The 18,650-nt window shown below is 65.4% G+C and carries 16 protein-coding genes and 1 tRNA gene; 10 read left to right on the top strand and 7 right to left on the bottom strand.

What is annotated here, in order from left to right:
• Window positions 1-172: 172 nt before the first annotated feature.
• From hemQ to nrdH, 4 genes are all read right to left on the bottom strand, one after another.
• Entirely contained in the window at window positions 173-1,951 is a 1,779-nt protein-coding gene (gene hemQ / locus QPC17_RS09040) for a hydrogen peroxide-dependent heme synthase (protein WP_285347263.1), read from the bottom strand.
• 266 nt (window positions 1,952-2,217) lie between these two features.
• Entirely contained in the window at window positions 2,218-4,365 is a 2,148-nt protein-coding gene (gene nrdE, locus QPC17_RS09035) for a class 1b ribonucleoside-diphosphate reductase subunit alpha (RefSeq protein WP_285347262.1), read from the bottom strand.
• Window positions 4,350-4,751 carry a class Ib ribonucleoside-diphosphate reductase assembly flavoprotein NrdI gene (gene nrdI / locus QPC17_RS09030; RefSeq protein WP_068538913.1) on the bottom strand — a complete coding sequence of 134 codons (402 nt, stop codon included), beginning with the start codon at window positions 4,749-4,751 and terminating at the stop codon, window positions 4,350-4,352. The genes nrdE and nrdI overlap by 16 nt, the downstream gene beginning before the upstream one ends.
• A gap of 44 nt (window positions 4,752-4,795) precedes the next feature.
• Window positions 4,796-5,041 (bottom strand): glutaredoxin-like protein NrdH, encoded by a 246-nt coding sequence (nrdH, locus tag QPC17_RS09025; protein WP_062612817.1) that lies wholly within the window; start codon window positions 5,039-5,041, stop codon window positions 4,796-4,798.
• 554 nt (window positions 5,042-5,595) lie between these two features.
• Here nrdH and QPC17_RS09020 point away from each other — a divergent pair.
• The 3 genes from QPC17_RS09020 to mtnN are packed head-to-tail and all read left to right on the top strand — an operon-like array spanning window position 5,596 to window position 7,874.
• Window positions 5,596-6,042 (top strand): Fur family transcriptional regulator, encoded by a 447-nt coding sequence (locus QPC17_RS09020; RefSeq protein ID WP_062612819.1) that lies wholly within the window; start codon window positions 5,596-5,598, stop codon window positions 6,040-6,042.
• Between the two features lie 30 nt (window positions 6,043-6,072).
• Window positions 6,073-6,534, top strand: a complete 462-nt coding sequence (locus QPC17_RS09015) for an S-ribosylhomocysteine lyase (protein ID WP_285347261.1) — start codon at window positions 6,073-6,075, stop codon at window positions 6,532-6,534.
• A complete protein-coding gene (gene mtnN, locus QPC17_RS09010; protein ID WP_062612824.1) occupies window positions 6,531-7,874 on the top strand; it encodes a 5'-methylthioadenosine/S-adenosylhomocysteine nucleosidase in 1,344 nt (447 codons plus the stop codon). Before QPC17_RS09015 ends, mtnN begins: the two co-directional genes overlap by 4 nt.
• An 18-nt stretch (window positions 7,875-7,892) precedes the next feature.
• Here the strand turns inward: mtnN and QPC17_RS09005 are convergent, their stop codons facing one another.
• Complete coding sequence (locus tag QPC17_RS09005; RefSeq protein ID WP_285347260.1) at window positions 7,893-9,998, bottom strand: S9 family peptidase; 2,106 nt, start codon at window positions 9,996-9,998, stop codon at window positions 7,893-7,895.
• Between the two features lie 87 nt (window positions 9,999-10,085).
• On the opposite strand from QPC17_RS09005, the gene QPC17_RS09000 reads away from it, so the two are divergent.
• On the top strand, window positions 10,086-10,781 hold the full coding sequence (locus QPC17_RS09000; protein ID WP_062612828.1) for a DsbA family oxidoreductase: 696 nt from the start codon (window positions 10,086-10,088) through the stop codon (window positions 10,779-10,781).
• A gap of 36 nt (window positions 10,782-10,817) precedes the next feature.
• Here the strand turns inward: QPC17_RS09000 and QPC17_RS08995 are convergent, their stop codons facing one another.
• Entirely contained in the window at window positions 10,818-11,279 is a 462-nt protein-coding gene (locus QPC17_RS08995) for a ribonuclease H family protein (protein WP_062612829.1), read from the bottom strand.
• Window positions 11,280-11,455: 176 nt separating this feature from the next.
• On the opposite strand from QPC17_RS08995, the gene QPC17_RS08990 reads away from it, so the two are divergent.
• Window positions 11,456-12,364 carry a macro domain-containing protein gene (locus tag QPC17_RS08990; RefSeq protein WP_062612831.1) on the top strand — a complete coding sequence of 303 codons (909 nt, stop codon included), beginning with the start codon at window positions 11,456-11,458 and terminating at the stop codon, window positions 12,362-12,364.
• Window positions 12,365-12,698: 334 nt separating this feature from the next.
• Here the strand turns inward: QPC17_RS08990 and QPC17_RS08985 are convergent.
• Window positions 12,699-12,785, bottom strand: a tRNA-Leu gene (locus QPC17_RS08985).
• 279 nt (window positions 12,786-13,064) lie between these two features.
• Here QPC17_RS08985 and QPC17_RS08980 point away from each other — a divergent pair.
• From QPC17_RS08980 to QPC17_RS08960, 5 genes are read left to right on the top strand one after another with little or no spacing between them, the layout of a single operon-like run.
• The gene (locus QPC17_RS08980; RefSeq protein ID WP_285347259.1) at window positions 13,065-13,763 is read left to right on the top strand and encodes an FHA domain-containing protein; all 699 of its coding nucleotides are present in this window, start codon (window positions 13,065-13,067) and stop codon (window positions 13,761-13,763) included.
• Window positions 13,760-14,251 (top strand): FHA domain-containing protein FhaB/FipA, encoded by a 492-nt coding sequence (locus tag QPC17_RS08975; protein WP_285347258.1) that lies wholly within the window; start codon window positions 13,760-13,762, stop codon window positions 14,249-14,251. The genes QPC17_RS08980 and QPC17_RS08975 overlap by 4 nt, the downstream gene beginning before the upstream one ends.
• The gene (locus tag QPC17_RS08970) at window positions 14,248-15,612 is read left to right on the top strand and encodes a PP2C family protein-serine/threonine phosphatase (RefSeq protein ID WP_068538916.1); all 1,365 of its coding nucleotides are present in this window, start codon (window positions 14,248-14,250) and stop codon (window positions 15,610-15,612) included. The genes QPC17_RS08975 and QPC17_RS08970 overlap by 4 nt, the downstream gene beginning before the upstream one ends.
• Complete coding sequence (locus QPC17_RS08965) at window positions 15,609-17,165, top strand: FtsW/RodA/SpoVE family cell cycle protein (RefSeq protein ID WP_285347257.1); 1,557 nt, start codon at window positions 15,609-15,611, stop codon at window positions 17,163-17,165. The genes QPC17_RS08970 and QPC17_RS08965 overlap by 4 nt, the downstream gene beginning before the upstream one ends.
• Window positions 17,162-18,601: a penicillin-binding transpeptidase domain-containing protein gene (locus tag QPC17_RS08960; protein ID WP_070447628.1), complete on the top strand. Its 1,440-nt coding sequence runs from the start codon at window positions 17,162-17,164 to the stop codon at window positions 18,599-18,601. Before QPC17_RS08965 ends, QPC17_RS08960 begins: the two co-directional genes overlap by 4 nt.
• The last annotated feature ends 49 nt before the right edge of the window (window positions 18,602-18,650 follow it).

Here is an 18,650-nt window from a genome sequence, read left to right as displayed (position 1 = left end):
AGTCGTGAACCTAAGACCCACCAGGCCCTATAGCAATCGCCAGCCGGCATATTCACGAGTTCTGCCGGGCGCCCCCAAGACCCGCCTGCACAAAACCAAGCGCCGATTCCGGGCTTCACGCCGGCCACACGCCAGGTCGTCCGCGAACGTCCGTGCGACCAGCACCCCGACCCTAGGCCAGCGGACTTCCCTGCCTGCGCGCCCACTCGGCCAGTTCCACGCGCTCGCCGGTGAAGAACGGCACGTCCTGGCGTACGTAAAGCCGAGCCTCGGTCTTGCGGAAGGCATACATGAGATCGACGATCCGGGTCAGGTCCTCACCCTCGAGCGCTACCACCCACTCGTAGTCCGACAGGGAGAAGGAGGCCAGCGTGGAGGTGACGAGGTCACCGAAGGGGCGGCCCGCCGCCGCGTGATTGCGCATGATCGCGGCCCGCTTCCAGTCCTCGAGCAGGTACCAGTCATACGAGCGCACGAACGGGTACACGGACGCGAACCTTTCCGGCTCGTGCTCAAACATGCCGGGCAGGTGGTCCGGGTTGTACTCGGCCGGCCGGTGTTGGCTGAGCACCGACCACACCGGCGTCAGCTCCAACCCGCGATGCAGCACCCGGTAGGCTGCCTGCGCAGCCTCGGCGCTTTTCGCCACGAACCAGGCCATGAGATCGGCGTCCGCGCGGAATCCGGACACGTCGTAGTACCCGCGAACCGAGACCCCCGTCTTCCCAACGGCGTCCTCCGCCGCCGCAATCCGCGCAGGGTCAAACGCGCCGGCTCCCGCCTCGCCCACCTGGTCGGCCTTGAACACCGACCACATGACGAACGGACGCTCCTCATTCAGCTGCTTGGCGATCGGGCGGACCTCCCCGCGCGGGTGGCCGTGCGGGGAGGGACGCGAGCCGGGGTGTGTGGGCGCCGGATGGTCGGGCGCGGGGTGAGCGACGGCGTCGTTGGCGGGAGTCGGGTGAGTCATCATTCCTCTTTCTGGGTTGGCCCGCAGGGCGGCGGGCGGGGTTGGGTGGCAGCAGTCTGCCGGGGAGTCGGCCGGCCCCTGTTGGAGCAGGTCGGCGAGTTGCGCGATGAAGGTGGGCGAGCGGTCGATCGTGGGGGCGCGCAGGTAACCCATGCCGAGGCGTTCGGCGGTGGCGCGCGCTTCAATGTCGAGGTCGTAGACAACCTCCATGTGGTCCGAGATGAACCCGATCGGGACCACGATCGCGGCCGACGCCCCCTCGCCGGCGATCGCCTCGAGGTGGTCGTTGATGTCCGGCTCGAGCCAGGGCACGTGCGGGCTACCCGAGCGGGAGCAGTAGGCCAGGTCCCACTCCTGCTCGCCGAGCTCCGCACACAGCCGCTCGATCAGCTGGCGGTGCTGAACGTCGTAGGCGGGCGGGCCCGCCGCCGCATTCATCGCCGTGGGGATGGAGTGCGTAACGAACACCAGCCGCGCGTCAGGCATCTTCGCCCGCGCCTCCCGCACCACCTCGCGATACGCCACGTAGAACCCCGGGGCCTGCCAAAACGGATGGATCTTCTCCACGCGCAGGTCCGCATGGCCGAGCTGGGCGCGCCACCGCTCGAGGTCCTCGCTGTACTGCCGGCACCCCGAGTAGGAGCAAAACGCCGCCGTCGCCACCGCCCGCACCGACCGCGCGCCGGCGTCGTAAAGCTCCGCCAGGGTCTCGTGACCGAAAGGGTGCCAGTTACGGTTACCGACGACGACGGGCGTGCGGTCCCCACGCGCCTCAAGTTCCGCGCGCAACCGGTCCGCGAGCGCCGCGTTGAGTTCATTGATCGGCGACTTCCCGCCGAAACGGTAGTAGTGCTTGCCCACCTCGGCCAGACGCTCGTCCGGCACGCCGCGCCCGGCCACCGCGTTGCGCAGGAACGGGACCACGTCCTCCGGCTTGTTCGGGCCTCCGTAGGAGAGGAGCATGTAGGCGTCGACCATGAGTGTCCCTAAGTTGACGATCAGATGGAAAGCGCGCCCGGTAGCGCACGTCACGATTATGCGCCATTTACAGCTGTTCTGCATCCTGACTGCCGACTTTTCCTGATAGCTCGATGAAATCGGAACAGTTCGGGCCGCACGTGTCGCTAACTTGTGCGCTACCGAACACCCCGGCCCCCAGACATGAAGGATCCCCCGGCGCCGCCAGGGGATCCATCTTTCACAGCCGCACTATCCAGCCACCCGCTCGCGGCGGGCCGCCACCACTACAGCATGCAGGACACGCAGCCCTCCACCTCGGTACCCTCAAGGGCGGCCTGGCGGATGCGCATGTAGTACAAGGTTTTGATGCCCTTGCGCCACGCGTAGATGTAGTTGCGGTTCACGTCGCGGGTGGTGACCGTGTCCGGGTAGAACAGCGTGAGCGACAGGCCCTGGTCCACGTGCTGGGTGGCCACGGCGTACGTGTCGATGATCTTCTCCGGCCCGATCTCGTAGGCGTCCTGGAAGTATTCGAGGTTGTCGTTGTCCATGTAGGCAGCCGGGTAGTACACGCGCCCGAGCTTGCCTTCCTTGCGGATCTCGATCTTCGACACGATCGGGTGGATCGACGACGTGGAGTTGTTGATGTACGAAATCGAACCTGTGGGCGGCACCGCCTGCAGGTTCTGGTTGTACATGCCGTACTTCGCGACATCGGCCTTCAGCTGCTCCCAATCGGCCTGTGTAGGAATGTGGATGTCCGCGAACAGCTCCTTGACCCGGTCAAACTCGGGCGCCCACTCCTTCTCCGTGTACTTGTCGAAGTACACACCGCTGGCGTAGTCCGACTTCTCAAAGCCCTCGAAGACCTGCCCGCGCTCGCGCGCCAGCTCCATCGAGGCCCGGATCGCGTGGTAGGTCACGGTGTAGAAGTACATGTTCGTGAAGTCGAGCGCCTCGGGCGAACCGTAGAAGATCCGCTCGCGGCCGAGGTACCCGTGCAGGTTCATCTGCCCCAGGCCGATGGCGTGCGACATGTCGTTGCCGCGCCTGATCGACGGCACCGAGTCGATGCTGGTCTGGTCCGACACGGACGTCAGTGCCCGGATCGCCGTGCGGATCGTGCGCGCGAAGTCGGGCGAATCCATTGTCTTGGCGATGTTGAGCGAGCCGAGGTTACACGAGATGTCCTTGCCCACGTGCTCGTAGGACAGGTCCAGGTTGTAGGTGGAGGCCTCTGAGACCTGCAGGATCTCCGAGCACAGGTTCGACATGGTGATGCGCCCGTCGATCGGGTTGGCCCGGTTCACCGTGTCCTCAAACACAATGTAGGGATAGCCGGACTCGAACTGGATCTCCGCCAACGTCTGGAAGAAAGTGCGGGCGTTGATCTTCGTCTTCTTGATCCGTTTGTCATCCACCATCTCGTGGTACTTCTCGCTCACGGAGATCTCGGTAAACGGCACGCCGTACACCCGTTCCACGTCATACGGCGAGAACAGGTACATGTCCTGGTTCTGCTTGGCCAGCTCGAAGGTGATGTCCGGGATCACAACGCCGAGCGAGAGGGTCTTGATGCGGATCTTCTCATCCGCGTTCTCTCGCTTCGTGTCGAGGAAGCGCATGATGTCGGGGTGATGGGCGTGGAGGTACACCGCGCCCGCTCCCTGGCGGGCGCCCAGCTGGTTGGCGTAGGAGAACGAATCCTCGAGCAGCTTCATCACCGGGTTGACGCCGGAGGACTGGTTCTGGATCTTCTTGATCGGCGCGCCCTGTTCGCGCAGGTTGGACAGGTTGAGAGCGACGCCGCCGCCGCGCTTGGACAGCTGTAGCGAAGAGTTGATGGCCCGCGCGATGGACTCCATGTTGTCCTCCACGCGCAGCAGGAAGCAGGACACGAGCTCGCCGCGCGCCACCTTGCCGGCGTTGAGGAACGTGGGGGTGGCCGGCTGGAAGCGGCCGGTGATGATCTCCTCCATGAGGTCCATCGCCATCTGCTCATCCCCGCGCGCGAGGTAGAGGGCCACGATGCACACGCGGTCCTCGAAGCGCTCCAGGTAGCGTGTGCCGTCGAAGGTCTTCAGCGTGTAGGAGGTGTAGTACTTGAACGCTCCCAGGAAGGTGGGGAAGCGGAACTTGTGGGCGTAGCAGGCCTTGAACAACGACTTGATGAACGCGAAATCGTACTGTTCGATCACTTCCGCCTCGTAGTAGCCCTCGTCCACGAGATACTTCAGCTTTTCCTCCAGGTCATGGAAGTAGACCGTGTTCTTGTTGACGTGCTGAAGGAAGTACTGGCGGGCGGCCTGACGGTCGGCGTCGAACTGAATCTTCCCGTCGGCGTCGTAAAGATTGAGCTGGGCGTTGAGCGCGTGGTAGTCCAGCGCCGGGTCGAGGCTCTCCTCGCCCGTGTCCGTCAAAGTTGCGTCCAAAATTCTTCCAATCCTTTGCGAACCACATCGACATCCCGCGGGGTGCCGAGCAGTTCAAACCTGTACATGTGTGGGACCTTCGTTTTCGCGGAGATGATGTCCCCCGCGAGGCAGTAGGCATCGCCGAAGTTCGTGTTGCCTGCGGAGATGACCCCGCGAATGAGGGAGCGGTTCGCTTCGTCGTTCAAGAACTTGATCACCTGTTTCGGCACCGCACCCTTGGTGTTGCCGCCCCCGTAGGTGGGGGTGATGAGGACGTATTCCTCGGTGACGTGTAGGAACGGATCCTTCGCATATAAGGGAATGCGCTCGGCTGGGAAGCCGAGCTTATCCACGAAGCGCTTCGTGTTGTTGGTGACAGACGAGAAGTAGACGATGTGTACCATCGCACACCCGGCGCGTTCGGGGCGACCGTAGCCGCCCCGAACGGTTAGGCCGACACTTCCGCTGCGGCGGTAGCGAGCGCCTTGATCTTGTCCGGGCGGTAGCCCGACCAGTGGTCGCCACCCGCGAAAATGACGGGTGCCTGCTGGTAGCCCAATGCCTTCACGGTCGCCAGCGCGTCCGCGTCCTCGAGAAGATCGACCTCCTCGAATTCGAGGCCGTGCTTCTTCAGCGCCCGCTTGGTGGCGGTGCACTGCACGCACGAGGGCTTCGTGTAGACGGTAATGGCCATCGCATTTCTCCTACTGTGCTGATAGATCGATACGGGAATCAACACTACACCTAGTGGCCGACAAACGGTTGACCACTAGATCATGTGTTGGCGGCGTGTCGGGGCGCGCCCCGCGCCGGCATGCTGATTTCCCCTTGTGGGAAGCTTGGCCGACGTCACGCTACGCATAACATCACACTTCGCCTTACCCACGTGAGGCTCCACAGCCAACGACGACGACCCGCCTCCGCCAGCCACGCACCCATCGTCCCACCCGCCTCCGACAGTTTATTTTGTCCACGAATCCACCGGCCTGTGGATAAAGTTGTCCCCGTTATCCACGGTTGTGAGCAGTTCTATCCACGCTTGTGGACAGGTGCCCGCTGTTGTGCGCTCCGATGTCCGAAAAGTCCGCTCTCCGGCGTCGGCGTGTCGTACATCCATCCCGGCGTGTCGGCGGCGTGTCTGCCCACGCCGTCCACCTGCACACTCGTCCACCTGCACACTCACCCCCCCCACCGCGCCTAGGGCTGATGTCCTTGAATAAGTCCATTTTTATGTGGAAAATGGGACGCATGGACACGACCTTCGAAGAGCAACTACGCGACGCCGGGCTGCGCGTTACCCGCCCGCGCCTGTCTGTGCTCGAAGAACTCGAGGCCTGCCCGCATTCCACGGCCGATTCGGTCCGCCAGGGTGTCACCTCCCGGCTCGGCTCCGTGTCCACGCAGGCAATCTACGACGTCCTGCACGCCCTCACCGAGAAGGGCCTGCTACGGGAGATCGAGCCGCACGGTTCGGTCCCGCTCTACGAGCTGGCCCGCCACGATAACCATCACCACCTCGTGTGCCGTGCGTGCCGCACGGTGGTAGACATCCCGTGCGTCGTCGGTTCGGCGCCGTGTCTGGAGCCCTGCGACACGCACGGTTTCGCCATTGACGAGGCCGAGGTGACGTTCTGGGGCTACTGCCCCGATTGCGAACAGGCCCGTATCGCACAAGCGGAATCAAACGCTCAATAGGCTACAATGGGCTTCGTCGAAAGGAAGCCCATGAACAAAACGAACGTCGAGTCGTTCAACCTCGACCACACGGCTGTCGCCGCGCCGTTCGTGCGCATTGCGGACGTGAAGAGGTTGCCACACGGCGATGTTCTCACCAAGTATGACGTGCGGTTCTGCCAGCCCAACGTGGCACACCTGGACATGGCCGCCGTCCACTCCATCGAGCATTCCTTCGCCGAATACGCCCGCAACCACGCCGATCACGTGGTCGACTTTTCGCCCATGGGCTGCCAGACCGGCTTCTACCTCATCCTCGCCGCTGAGCCCGACGTCGACGCCGCCATGTCCCTCATCGAGCGCACTTTCCGCGACATCCTGGCCGCCACCTCCGTGCCGGCCGCCAACGAGGTCCAGTGCGGCTGGGGCGCCCACCATTCGCGTGAGGCGGCCCAAGCCGCCGTCGCCAACATGCTCGCCCAGCGAGACCTGTGGGGAGAAGTATTCGCATGACCAGCATTAACGCCATCATCGTCGCGGCGATGGTCGAGGAGATGAAGCCCTTTAACGAACTCCTTCCCGACTTCACCACCTCGCCGATCGCCACCCCGTTCGGCTCGGCATTCCTGGCCCGCAAGGGCCGCTCTGCCCTCCTTTTCCTCACCACGGGCATCGGCTCTGCCTGCTCCGCCGGCCTCCTGTCCTGGGCGCTCGCCAAGTACGAGCCGCGGGTGATCGTGTCGGTGGGCTCGGCCGGCGGGCTCGATTCCGATATCGCGATCGGGGACATCGTGGTCGGCACTCGCTACGTGCACGGCAACGCGGACGCCACCGCGTTCGGCTACGCGCCCGGCCAGATCCCGGGCCAGCCGCGCTACTTCCAAAGCACGGAGGCGCTCGTCCTTGCCGCGCACGCCGCCAGCCAGGCGGACCGCCGCACGCACGCGGGCCTGGTCGTCTCCTCGGACTCGTTCGTCACCGAGGCCAACGTCAAGGACACGCGCGACAAGTTCCCGGGCGTCCTCTCCGCTGACATGGAATCTCACTCGCTGGCCCTCATCGCCCACGCCTTCGGCATCCCGTTCGCGTCCGTGCGTTCAATTTCCGACGTCGTCGGCGCCACTACTGCCAAGAAGCAGGCCCAGACCTTCAACGCCCAGCTCGACGACGTCGCCCTCGCAGCCGCCAAGACCGTGCTCAACTTGCTCTCCCACACGTCCGTGTTGGACATCGAACGCTCCGGGCACGGGCCAGCCCAGCATTTTTCCAAGGCGTCACTCCAGTGCGCGCTCTACCTCATGCTCGCCAACGCGCACGGCCTGAGCCCGGCCACGGGCGAACTACCCGAGGTGCTCGAGGCCGCAGACAAGCACCTGGACGCGCTCGACCCGTCCAAGCGCAAGGAGGCGCTCGGCCTCATGCTAGCCGGCTACCAGTTCGCCGCCGAGAAGCCGACCGCCCCCCTCACCGCCAAGGACTACGACACGCACCGTACCGACTTCATCACCCACTACTCGAGCTCCGGCGCCGGTTTCCTCTGGCCGCCCACATCCCAAACCGTGATCAAGCGATTCAACGGCTACTGGAATGATGCCCTCACGTCGATCGGCCTCAAGCCCCGCCGCGGTCGGAACCGCGGCGGGCTGAAGTTCACTACCGACGACTACCTGTTCGCCATCCGCTCCTACCTCATCGACGCCCAGCGCACGCGCCGCCAGCCCTCCTTCAACGCCTACAGTACGTGGCTGAAGGTCTCCGGGCAGGCCGGCAAGCTACCCTCCGGCGCCGCGATCCGGCAGCGCTTCGGCTCCTGGAAGGAAGCGCTCAACGCCGCCGCGATCGACACGGACTGAGCGATCGGCGTCGTGAACCTAAGCGACGTCGAGCTGGCGCAGCACGAACGCGAGCTCGCGAGCGCGCCGCTCCCACCGGGCGTAACGCCCGGAACCGCCGGCGTGGCCCGCGACCTTCTCGGTGTGCTGGAGGATGATCCCGGAATCGTCGGCCACCACCTCGCGTAGCTCCTGGACCCACTTGGTGGGCTCGAGGTAGGACACACGGACGTCATTGAGCGAGGTGACGGCAAGGATCGCGGGGTAGCGCTCGGCGCGAATGTTTTCGTACGGCGAGTAGGAGGCCATGTATTCGTAGACCTCCTTCGACGTGATCGGGTTGCCCCACTCCTCCCATTCGCCGGCCGTCAGTGGCAGCTCGGGCTTGAGGATGGTGGTCAGGGCGTCGACGAACGGCACGCCCGCCAAGATCACTCGGTAGAGCTCGGGGGCCAAGTTGGTCACCGCGCCCATGAGCAGGCCGCCGGCGGAGCGGCCCTCCGCGGCAAGGCGCTCACCGTCCACGAGTCCCGTGTCGATGAGGTGGCGGGAGGCGGCCATGAAGTCGGAGAACGTGTTCTTCTTCTTGAGCAGCCGCCCGTCTTCGTACCACTGGCGGCCCATCTCACCGCCACCGCGGATGTGGGCCACGACGTAGACCACCCCACGGTCCAGGAGCGGCAGGCGCATGGGGGTGAAGTACGGGTCGTCGCAGATCTCGTAGGAGCCGTAGCCATAGATGAAGCCAGGGTTGTCGCCGGCGCGGTCGAGGTCGGCGCGGTGGGCGATGGTCAGCGGGATCTTCACCCCGTCCTCCGCTTCCGCCCATTCCCGATACTCGACGTAGGCCGCCGGGTCGTAGCCGGGCACTTCGAGGGTCTTGAGCGTGGTCAGCTCCTTATCCTTCACGTCCCAGTTGAGCCAGGTTTGCGGCTGGATGAGCGATTCGGCGACGACGTCGATCCCGGTCGTCTCCCACTCGTAGTTCGCGCTGATCTCCACGGTCATCGTCTCAGGGATCGGGAGCATGTACGGCTTGTCCCAGCCCTTGGCCGTGCGCTCGATGATCCGGATCTCGGTTCCGCCCTTGGCGCGCGTGTGCAGCGCCGCGAACGACTTGAACGCGGCGACCTCAAGGAAGCGCTCGCCGGCGGCCGGCTTGACGAGGCTCGTCCACTCGGCGACATCGCTGGGTCGGACCGGGGCGGTGGCCAGCTCAAAGCCAGGCTCTTCGGCGTTGTGGATGATGAGCAGCTCGTCGCCTGCCACCTCCGCCGTGTAGAACACGCCCTGCTCTCGCTCGCGCACGACGAAGCGCTCATCCGGGTCCGTGGTTGAGACCAGGTGGACCTCGGTCGTCTCGGTCGACGTCGACGTGATGACCAGCCACTTCCCATCCCGCGAGGAGTCACACCACAGGCCAAAGGACTCGTCGTCCTCGCGCAGGATCAGCTGGTCCTCGTCCGGGTTCGTCCCCACCCGGTGGAGCCAGATCTCGTGGTGGCGCCATGCCTCGTCCACCCTCGTGTAGAACACACCGCTGGAATCTGCGAGCCACGCCAGCCCGTAGCCGGCGCCCTCTACGGCGTCGTCCACCACCACGTCCCCGTAAATCTGGTGAATGCGCAGGTTGAAATGCTCGGCCCCGGTGGTGTCGACCGCGAGCGCGAACAGCCGCCCGTCCGGCGACACATCCCCCGAGCCGGTGGCGAAGTACTCCTCGTGGGCGCCGAGCTGGTTGCCGTCATACACGCAGGTCTCCCCCGCGAGCCGCGCGCCAGGCTTCGGGCGGGTCAGCTCCGCCTTCTCCGTCTGCTTGTCCGCGCCGTTGAGCGGCACACGGAACAGGCCACTGTATGGGCGGCCCTCCCATGTGCGGGTCCAGTACCAGTAGTCGCCCTGGCGGACCGGCACCGAGACGTCGGTCTCCTTCGTCCGCGCCGCGATCTCCGCCACGATCTGCTCGCGGAGCTCGGCCTGGTCCGCCGTGTTCTGGTCAAACCAGGCGTTCTCGGCGTCGATCAGGGAATGGGCCTTCTCCTCGTCCTCGCGTAGCCACTCGTAGTGGTCCGTGAAAGTGTGGCCGTGGAAAGTCCGCTCAAAGGGGATGCGCTCGGCGCGGGGTGCGCCCTCGTTGATGTTCATGACGCCATTCTAGGGGTTCGCCGGGCCGGGCTGTGACGAAGGCTCCACGAACGGCACTTTTCGTGCCCGATGAGTAGGGTGGGGTCCATGGAACATGACATCGTGGTACACGTGTGGTCCGACATCGCCTGCCCGTGGTGTTGGATCGGCAAGCACCGTCTGGAAAAAGGCATTGAGGAATCAGGGCAAAAGGTAGCCGTTGAGTACCACGCCTACCAGCTTCAGCCCGATGCCGCGGCGGCAGTCCCCTTCGCCACCTCCCTGTCGATGAAGGACTTCTCCGCCGACGAGGTCACCGAGGTGCTCACCTCCACCACCGAGCTCGCCGCCGACGAGGGCCTGGCGATTAACTGGAAGAACGTCACCGAGGTCAACACGTTCCTCGCACACCAGCTCGTCTACGCCGCCAAGGCCCGCGGCGAAACCCTCGAAGAAGCCGCACTCCTCGGGGCGCAGGCAGTGGAGCGCCTCTACTTCGCCCACTTCACCGAGTGCCGCAACCTCGCCGACACCGACACCCTCATCGAGATCGCCGCCGAACTCGGCCTCGACCCCGACGACGTCTCCGACGAACTCGAATCCGGCGAGCATTCCGACTCCGTACGCGCCGACATCGCCAGCGCCCGCTCACTCGGCATTGAGGGCGTGCCCTTCTACGTAGTGGGCGGGAAGTTCGGGATCTCTGGCGCCCAGCCCGCCGACGTGTACGCTGATGCGATCAAGCGCGCCGTGGCCGAAATGCAGGTGTCCCACGCGCAGGAAGTCCCGCTCGAACAGGGGTAGTAGCACGCGCGGCCAGCGGCCGCGCGTGCCCCGCTCCTAGGCGTGCAAGTTCGTCTGCTCGACCGCCAGGCGGTCGGCCAATTCATTCGCCGCGTCCCCGGAATGGCCCCTCACCCATTCCACGTCGGTACGCCCCGTGCGCGACTCATACAAATTCACCATCTTCTCAATCAGCTCCCGGTTGAGCACAGGCTTACCGTCCGCCTTCTTCCACCCGCGCCGGCGCCACCCCGGCGCCCACTCCGTCATCGCCTTAATCACATATGACGAATCCGAGCGCAGCAGCAGGTCCGCCTCCGGCCCCGCAAACTCCAGCGCCGAAATCATCGCCGTGAGCTCCATGATGTTGTTCGTAGTCTGATGCGCACCACCCGCAGCCGTGCGCCCCGAATACTGCTCCACCCACGCCCAACCGCCCGGGCCCGGATTCCCCGAGCACGAGCCGTCAGTCGCAATCACCAGGTCATAGCCCGCCTTGGGCCGTCCAATCTCAGTCATGCCCCCATCATAACGAGCGCCTCCGACAACTCTTCCCGCGCCCACCCGCAGGCGGCCGTGCAACCCCGCGCGCCCGTTGTCGTGAAACGCCAGCCCGCGCGTCGTCGGCACGCCCCCACAGTTCCAGCGCGCCGCGAACTCGGGTAACCTGGGGGTATCAAACTGAGGAAGGTACGATGCTCCAACTCGACGACTATAAGGACGCAATCAAACTCTCGGAGCCATTCCCCGAGCCCAAAGACGACACCCGCTCCACCTACGACCTGTTGATGACCGCCCTCGGCGGCCTCAACCACAAGCACTACACTGGCACCGGCTCCATCGCCCACCTCTCCACCGACGACGGCCTGCTGCGCTGGCTCCAAGCCGAACTCGCCCTGCGCGAACCCGGCCCGCTCAACCCCATCGCCTCCCGCGCAATCAACACCCTGCTCTACAGGCAGGTCGGCGAACACGGCCGCGTCGAAGCCAAGAACCTCCGCCGCATCCACGACCTGCTCCCCGAAAACGACTTCGACTCCTCCACCGAAACCGTCCTCTTCCGCGGCGACATGCGCCAACTCGTCATCGACGCCATCGTCAACACCGCCCTGCCCACCCTCACCGGGTGCCGCATCCCGCTCCATGGCTGCCTCGACTCCGTCCTCCACGCCCAAGCCGGCCCTTGGATGCGCAACGACTGCGCCACCATCATGGAACTACAGGGCACCGACGTCGAAGAGCCCGGCCAAGCCAAGGTCACGCGCGGCTACCGCCTCCCCGCCAAATACGTCATCCACACGGTGGGGCCCTCCGTGCGCGACGGGATCATCGCCGACGACGACGTCGACATCCTGTACAACTGCTACTGGAACGCGCTCGAGCTCACGCGGCAAATGCCCGACGTGAGCTCCATCGCCTTCCCTGCCATCGCCACCGGCTACAACGCCTTCCCTATCCGCAAGGCGGCCACCATCGCCCTCGACGCGGTCAACACCTGGATGGACAAGTACGGCCAATGCCTCGACCTCATCGTGTTCTCCGTGCACTCCGAGTCCGACGCGCTCACCTACGCTGACGTCATCAACACCTGGATTGACGACTAGGGCCGGGCGGCGAACAGAGAAAAGTGCGGGCCGGGTGGCCCGCACTTTTCTCTGTCAGCCTCTTAGGCGGCGGCCTCCACGCGGTCCTTTTGGATAAAGCCGAACACGGTCAGCGCCGGCGGGTTTGGATCAGCCGATAATACCCCCGCCGAGTGGCTGCTACCCGGGGGCGCCGACACAACTCGTGAACCTGAGGCCCACCAGGCCCCTATAGCAATCGTCAGCCGATATATTCACGACTTCTGTCGGGCAGACCGGCGGGACCTTGGTGCGCGGCGCCGATAATCTGGTCAGCCAGGGCGGGCAAAGAAAAAGGCCGGTTTCCCGGCCTTGTTGGTGCTCGAGGGGGGAGTTGAACCCCCACGCCCTCACGGGCACACGGACCTGAACCGTGCGCGTCTGCCTATTCCGCCACTCGAGCAAGCGAAAGACAGCCTACACGCACATGCGCTCCCTCTCCAAGTCGCCGCCGCCGACTATGCCGCGTTTCTCACTTTCCATCTTCCGCCGCCGCACTCGGCCCCGGCCCCCGCCCCCGCCACACCCACGTGTCCGCCAGCGCCCCACCCCACACCCCATGTCCGCCCACCGCGCACACCGCACTCCCAGGCTGATCCACTTGGATCTCAGAACGAGTAGCCTAGGAAATGAACTATCGATTCAGCTGCGTCGGTGACGGCGAGAGTGCGAAAGGATGACGATGGGCGCATTCGACAGGATTGAGCGCGGGATGGAGAACGCGGTCGAGAACGTGTTTTCGCGCGCGTTTCGCTCGGATCTGAAGCCGGTGGAGTTGGCATCGGGCTTGAAGAAGTCGATGGATGATCGGGCGGCGGCGGTCAGCCAGGAGCGCGTGGTGGTGCCGAACGAGTTTGAGATCCTGCTGTCGGAATCGGATTTCCACAAGTTGGAGGAGTGGGGTGAGGACGCGATGCGCGACGAGCTAACGGATATCGCCACGGCCCACGCCCGCAACCAGGCGTACACGTTCCTGGGCCCGATCAAGATCACGTTCAATTCCACCCCGGAGTTGTCGCGCGGCAAGCTCCTGGTGCGCGGCCGGTCGAAGCGCGGCCCGGCGGCCCCCGCTACCATGCCGGAGGCCTCGCCGGAGAACCCGATCATTGAGGTGGCGGGCGAGCGCTATTTGCTCACGGGCGCGGTCACGGTGATTGGCCGTGGATCATCGGCGGATATCACTGTTGACGACGCCGGCGTCTCCCGCCGCCACCTCGAGCTCCGCGTGACCCCGGGCGGGGTCATCGCCACGGACCTCGACACCACGAACGGCACGTACGTGGAGGGCCATCGGATCACGGCGGCCACTCTCCTGGATGGCAACACGATCACGATTGGCTGCACGCGCATCATGTTTTGGACGAGCCCGGAGATGCTATGAGTGCCCTGATCATTGCGCTTTTCCGCTACGGGTTCCTCATTCTCCTGTGGCTGTTCGTCTTCGCTGTGGTGCTCACGGTGAAGAAGGACGTGCACGGCACGCGCGTCACGTCCCGCACCCCGGGCCGCGCTTTCAACCGCCCCGCCTCCCGAACGACGCCGCAGCCCCGCCGTTCGTCCACCCCCGCGCCTAGCGCCTTAGCGCACCCGCACCTGGTGGTGAGCGGAGGATCCCTAGCCGGCAGCACGATCCCGCTGTCGGGTTCGATCACGGTGGGCCGCTCCCCGGATTCGGCGCTCGTCCTTGACGACGGCTACACCTCGGCCCGCCACGCCCATTTCTACACGGATGGCCACGATTGGTACGTGGAGGATCTGAATTCGACGAACGGCACGTGGGTGGGTGGCACCCGCATTTATGAGCCGACCCGCCTGGGCTTTGGCACGCCCGTGACCATCGGTAAGACAACCCTGGAGTTACGCCAGTGAGCATTTCTTTCCGCTGCGCAGCAGCTTCCGACGTCGGCCTGATTCGCAAGTCCAATCAGGATGCCGGTTATGCCTCCACGAATCTCATCGTGTTGGCTGACGGGATGGGCGGAGCGGCTGGTGGCGATGTCGCGTCGTCAGTGGTGGTGGCGCACTTGGCGGAGGTGGATGATAGCCATCAGGCCGAGGACCTCCTGCCTCTGCTGACGGCAACGCTCGAGGACGCGCACGCGGACCTCATTCAGCGCTCGGCGGAGACGACGTCGCTGGCGGGCCTTGGCACCACGTGCATCGCGATTTTACGCGCGGGCAACAAACTCGGCATGGTCCATATTGGCGATTCGCGTGCGTACCTCCTGCGGGAGGGCACGCTGACTCAGGTCACGCATGACCACACGTTGGTCCAATACCTCGTGGATCAGGGGGAGATCACGCCGGAGGAGGCGGAGAATCACCCGAAGCGCAACGTGATCATGCGCAACATCGGCGACACCCCGGAGCCGCTGGAGATCGACCGTTCGATCCGCGAGGCCATCCCTGGCGACCGCTGGTTGCTGTGTTCGGATGGTCTGTTCGGCGTTGTGTCGAAGGAGCGCATCGCGAAGACCCTCACCGATTACCGCGACCTGGAGGCGTGCGCGAACCGCCTGGTGGACCTGGCGCTGGCCGCCGGCGCGCCCGATAACGTCACGGTGGTGTTGGCCGATGTTGTCGACGACGACGTCGCCCCGGCCCCGCCCCTCATCGTGGGTTCGGCGGCGGTCGATGCGCATAAGCCGACGCGTGGCACGGCGTCGGCGGCGGGGAAGCTGGCGCGGTGGACGCCGGGTGAGACGGATGAGGCGGGCGAGGTCGAACCGGAGCGACGTAGCCCGTGGGCGCGGATTGCGGCCACGATCGCGGTGCTCGGCATTTTTGCGGGCTCCCTGTTTGGCGCGTATGCGTGGACCCAGACCCAGTATTACGTGACGCAGGCGGGCGGGAAGGTGGCGATTTTCCAGGGCGTGCCGCAAAAGCTCGGCCCGCTCACCCTGTCCCATCTGCATGAGAAGACGGACGTTGAGGTGGTGAGCCTTAAGGCGGTGGCCCAGGCGCGTATTGCCGAGCCGATCACGCGCGGGTCGTTGGAGGAGGCGCGGACGGTCGTCGCGGATTTGTCGGCGCAGGTGCGCGAGCCGGACCCGATCGTCGGCGAGCGCCCAACCCCTGAGCCGTCCGCGTTCCCGACGACGGGCACGGAGCCTTCGCGCGATCCGTCCGGAGATCCGTCCGGCCAGACACCGGCCCCGACGACGACGCCCGCCCCGACCAGCGGCACCACGGTCCCGGCCCCCACGGACCCACGGGAGGAGAGGCAATGAGCGTGGTGACTCAGAAGACCGCCCGGACGGGCCGTTTCCGCGAGCTCCTTCTCCTGATCCTGGCGCTGGCGGCGTGCCTGCAGGCGTGGGTGATCGTGCACCACAGCGTGAGCGTGGAGGAGGTCTCGGCGCTTCCAGAGAATTTCTGGATGGTGGCGGGCGCGGCCGCCAGCCTCATTTTCGTGGCTCACCTCGTGATCCGTTGGCGGGCGCCGTGGGCGGACCCGGTGTTTTTCCCAATCGCGGTGACCCTCACGGGCCTGGGCCTGGTGATGATTCACCGGATTGACTATTCGCTGGTTGCCAAGGGGAACGCTCCGCTTGTGGGCGGGCAGTTCATGTTGGCGGGCGTGGGCGTGGTGCTCATGGTGGCCACGGCCGTGGTGGTCCACCATCGGGCGCTGCGCCGCTTCACGTTCATTTCGCTCGCGCTCGGCACGATCCTGTTGCTTTTGCCGATGGTGCCGGGCCTTGGCGTGTCGATTTACGGCGCGCGCATTTGGATTCAGGTGGCCGATTTTTCCTACCAGCCGGCCGAGCTGGCCAAGATCTTCTTCGCGGTGTTTTTCGCGGGCTACCTGGTCAGCCAGCGCGACAACCTGGCGCTTGCCGGCAAGAAAGTGCTGGGCATCCAATTGCCGCGTGCACGCCACTTCGGCCCCCTGCTCGTGGGTTGGATGGGCTGCATGGGCATCCTCGCGATGGAGAAGGATTTCGGCACGGCTCTCCTCTTCTTTGGCCTGTTCGTGGCGATGCTTTATGTGGCCACCGAGCGCGTGTCGTGGATCGTGATCGGCGGGATCCTCACCACGATCGGCGTGTATTTCCTCGTCCAGATCATGCCGCACATTCAGGCCCGCTTCGACATCTGGCTCCACGCCCTCGACCCAGAGGTTTACAACGCCAAGTACGGCTCGTGGCAGATTGTCCAGGGTTGGTTCGGGATGGCGTCGGGCGGGTTGCTCGGCACGGGCCTCGGCCGCGGGTATCCTGGCAACACGTTCGCCGCGAACTCCGACCTCATCGTGGCGTCCTTCGGGGAGGAGCTGGGCCTCATGGGCCTGCTCGCGATCTTCTCGATCTACCTCCTCCTTGTTCAGCGCGCGTTCAAAACCGCGCTCGACCTCCGCGACGGCTTCGGCAAACTCCTCGCCTCCGGCCTCGGCTTCACCGTGGGCTTGCAGTGCTTTATCGTGGCCGGCGGCGTCACGGGCATTATCCCGCTGACGGGCCTCGCGATCCCGTTCCTTTCGCTCGGCGGCTCGGCGCTGCTGACGAACTGGATCATCATCGGCCTGCTCATCCGCATGTCCGATGCCGCCCGCCGCCCCGCGCTGCCCTCCTCCGCGCCGTTGCCGGAGCTGCCCGATTCTCCCGACGACGACTGGCCCAATTCCGACTGGCCCTCCGCCTCGCGTAACACCGAGGCTTCCGACGACGCCGGCGCGCCCGTTTCCGCCGACGCCCCAGCTGACGCCGACGCCGGCGCGCCCGGCGGTCCTGCCGATAGCGCTTCCGACGCCGACCGCTACCCCACAGAGGTGGTCCGATGAATCCGCCGCTACGCAAGCTATCGGTCGTCGTGACGATCATGTTTTTGACACTCATGGCGGCGGCGACGTCGTTGCAGTTCTTCCGAGCGCCCTCGCTGAATGCGGACGCACGCAACGCCCGCACGCTATATAAGGAGTATGGGGTCAAGCGCGGCCCGATCATCGTGGCGGGTGAGGCGATCACGGGGATCGAGAAGATCGACTCTCCTTATAATTACCTGCGCACCTACCTGCAGCCGGAGCTGTATGCGCCGGTCACGGGTTATTTTTCGGTGATTCACAACGCGATCACTGGGATCGAGCGGGCGGAGAACGGGATCCTGGGCGGATCCGATTCGCAGCTGGCCACCCAGCACTTGCAGGAGTTGCTGACGGACGCGGACCCGGAGGGCGGGGCCGTCTCGCTCACCATTAACCCGGCTGCGCAGCAGGCCGCGTGGGATGCACTTGGGGACAGGCAGGGCGCCGTCGTCGCGATCGAGCCGTCCACGGGGAAGATCCTCGCGCTTGTCTCGAAACCCACGTTCAACCCGAACCAGATCGCCTCGCACAACCGCGAGGAGGCGACCACCGCGTGGGAGACCCTCAACGCGGACCCGGCCAAACCCCTGCTCAACCGGGCGATCGGGGACGACCTCTACGCACCCGGCTCAGTGTTCAAGCTCATTACCGCTGCTGCCATGATCGAGAACGGGCTGACCGCTGACTCCGGCGTCGAGGCCCCCTACACCTACTCTCCGCCCGGCACGTCGCACGAGATCTACAACCCCGGCCAGCGCCAGTGCGGGGACGGCTCGGGCACGGTGCCGTTGCGCGTGGCGTTCACCCAGTCGTGCAACACGGCCTTCGCGATCGGCGGCCTGAACCTGGGCGCGGAGAAGATGCGCGCCATGGCCGAGGCGTTCGGCTTCGGGCAGGACCTCGACATCCCGCTGTCCGTCCGCCCCTCACAGTTTCCCGAGCCGGCCGACGACGCCGCTCTCGCCATGGACTCCTTCGGCCAGCGCGACATCCTCGCATCACCAATGCAGATGGCTATGGTCGCGGCGGCGGTGGCCAACGACGGGCGCCTCATGACCCCCTACCTCGTGGACCAGACGTTCACCGCGGACCTCGGGGTACTGTCCACCACCGCGCCCACCACGTTCTCCAACCCGATCTCGAAGAGCACCGCCGAGCAGATGCGGTCGATGATGATCGACGTCGTAAACAAGGGCACCGGGTCGTACGCCGCGCTGAACTACGTGCAAGTGGCGGGCAAGACAGGCTCGGCCGAGGTCGGCGCCGGGGTGGAGCCGCACGCGTGGTTCGCCGGGTTCGACGCGACGGACGATCCGAAGGTGGCGGTGGCCGCGCTCGTCGCGAACGGGGGCGACGGCGGGTCCAACGCCGGGCCGGTCGCACGGGCCGTCATCGACGCGGTGGTGGGCCAATGAACTGTAATCGTTTCGTGACCTCACTAGTTGGCAATCACGCGCCGATGTG

Source organism: Trueperella bernardiae (genome assembly GCF_030246965.1).
GTDB classification, from domain to species: Bacteria; Actinomycetota; Actinomycetes; order Actinomycetales; family Actinomycetaceae; genus Trueperella; species Trueperella bernardiae.
The sequence above is the reverse complement of the archived record's forward strand: the minus strand, read 5'-3'. Positions and strand labels throughout refer to the sequence as shown.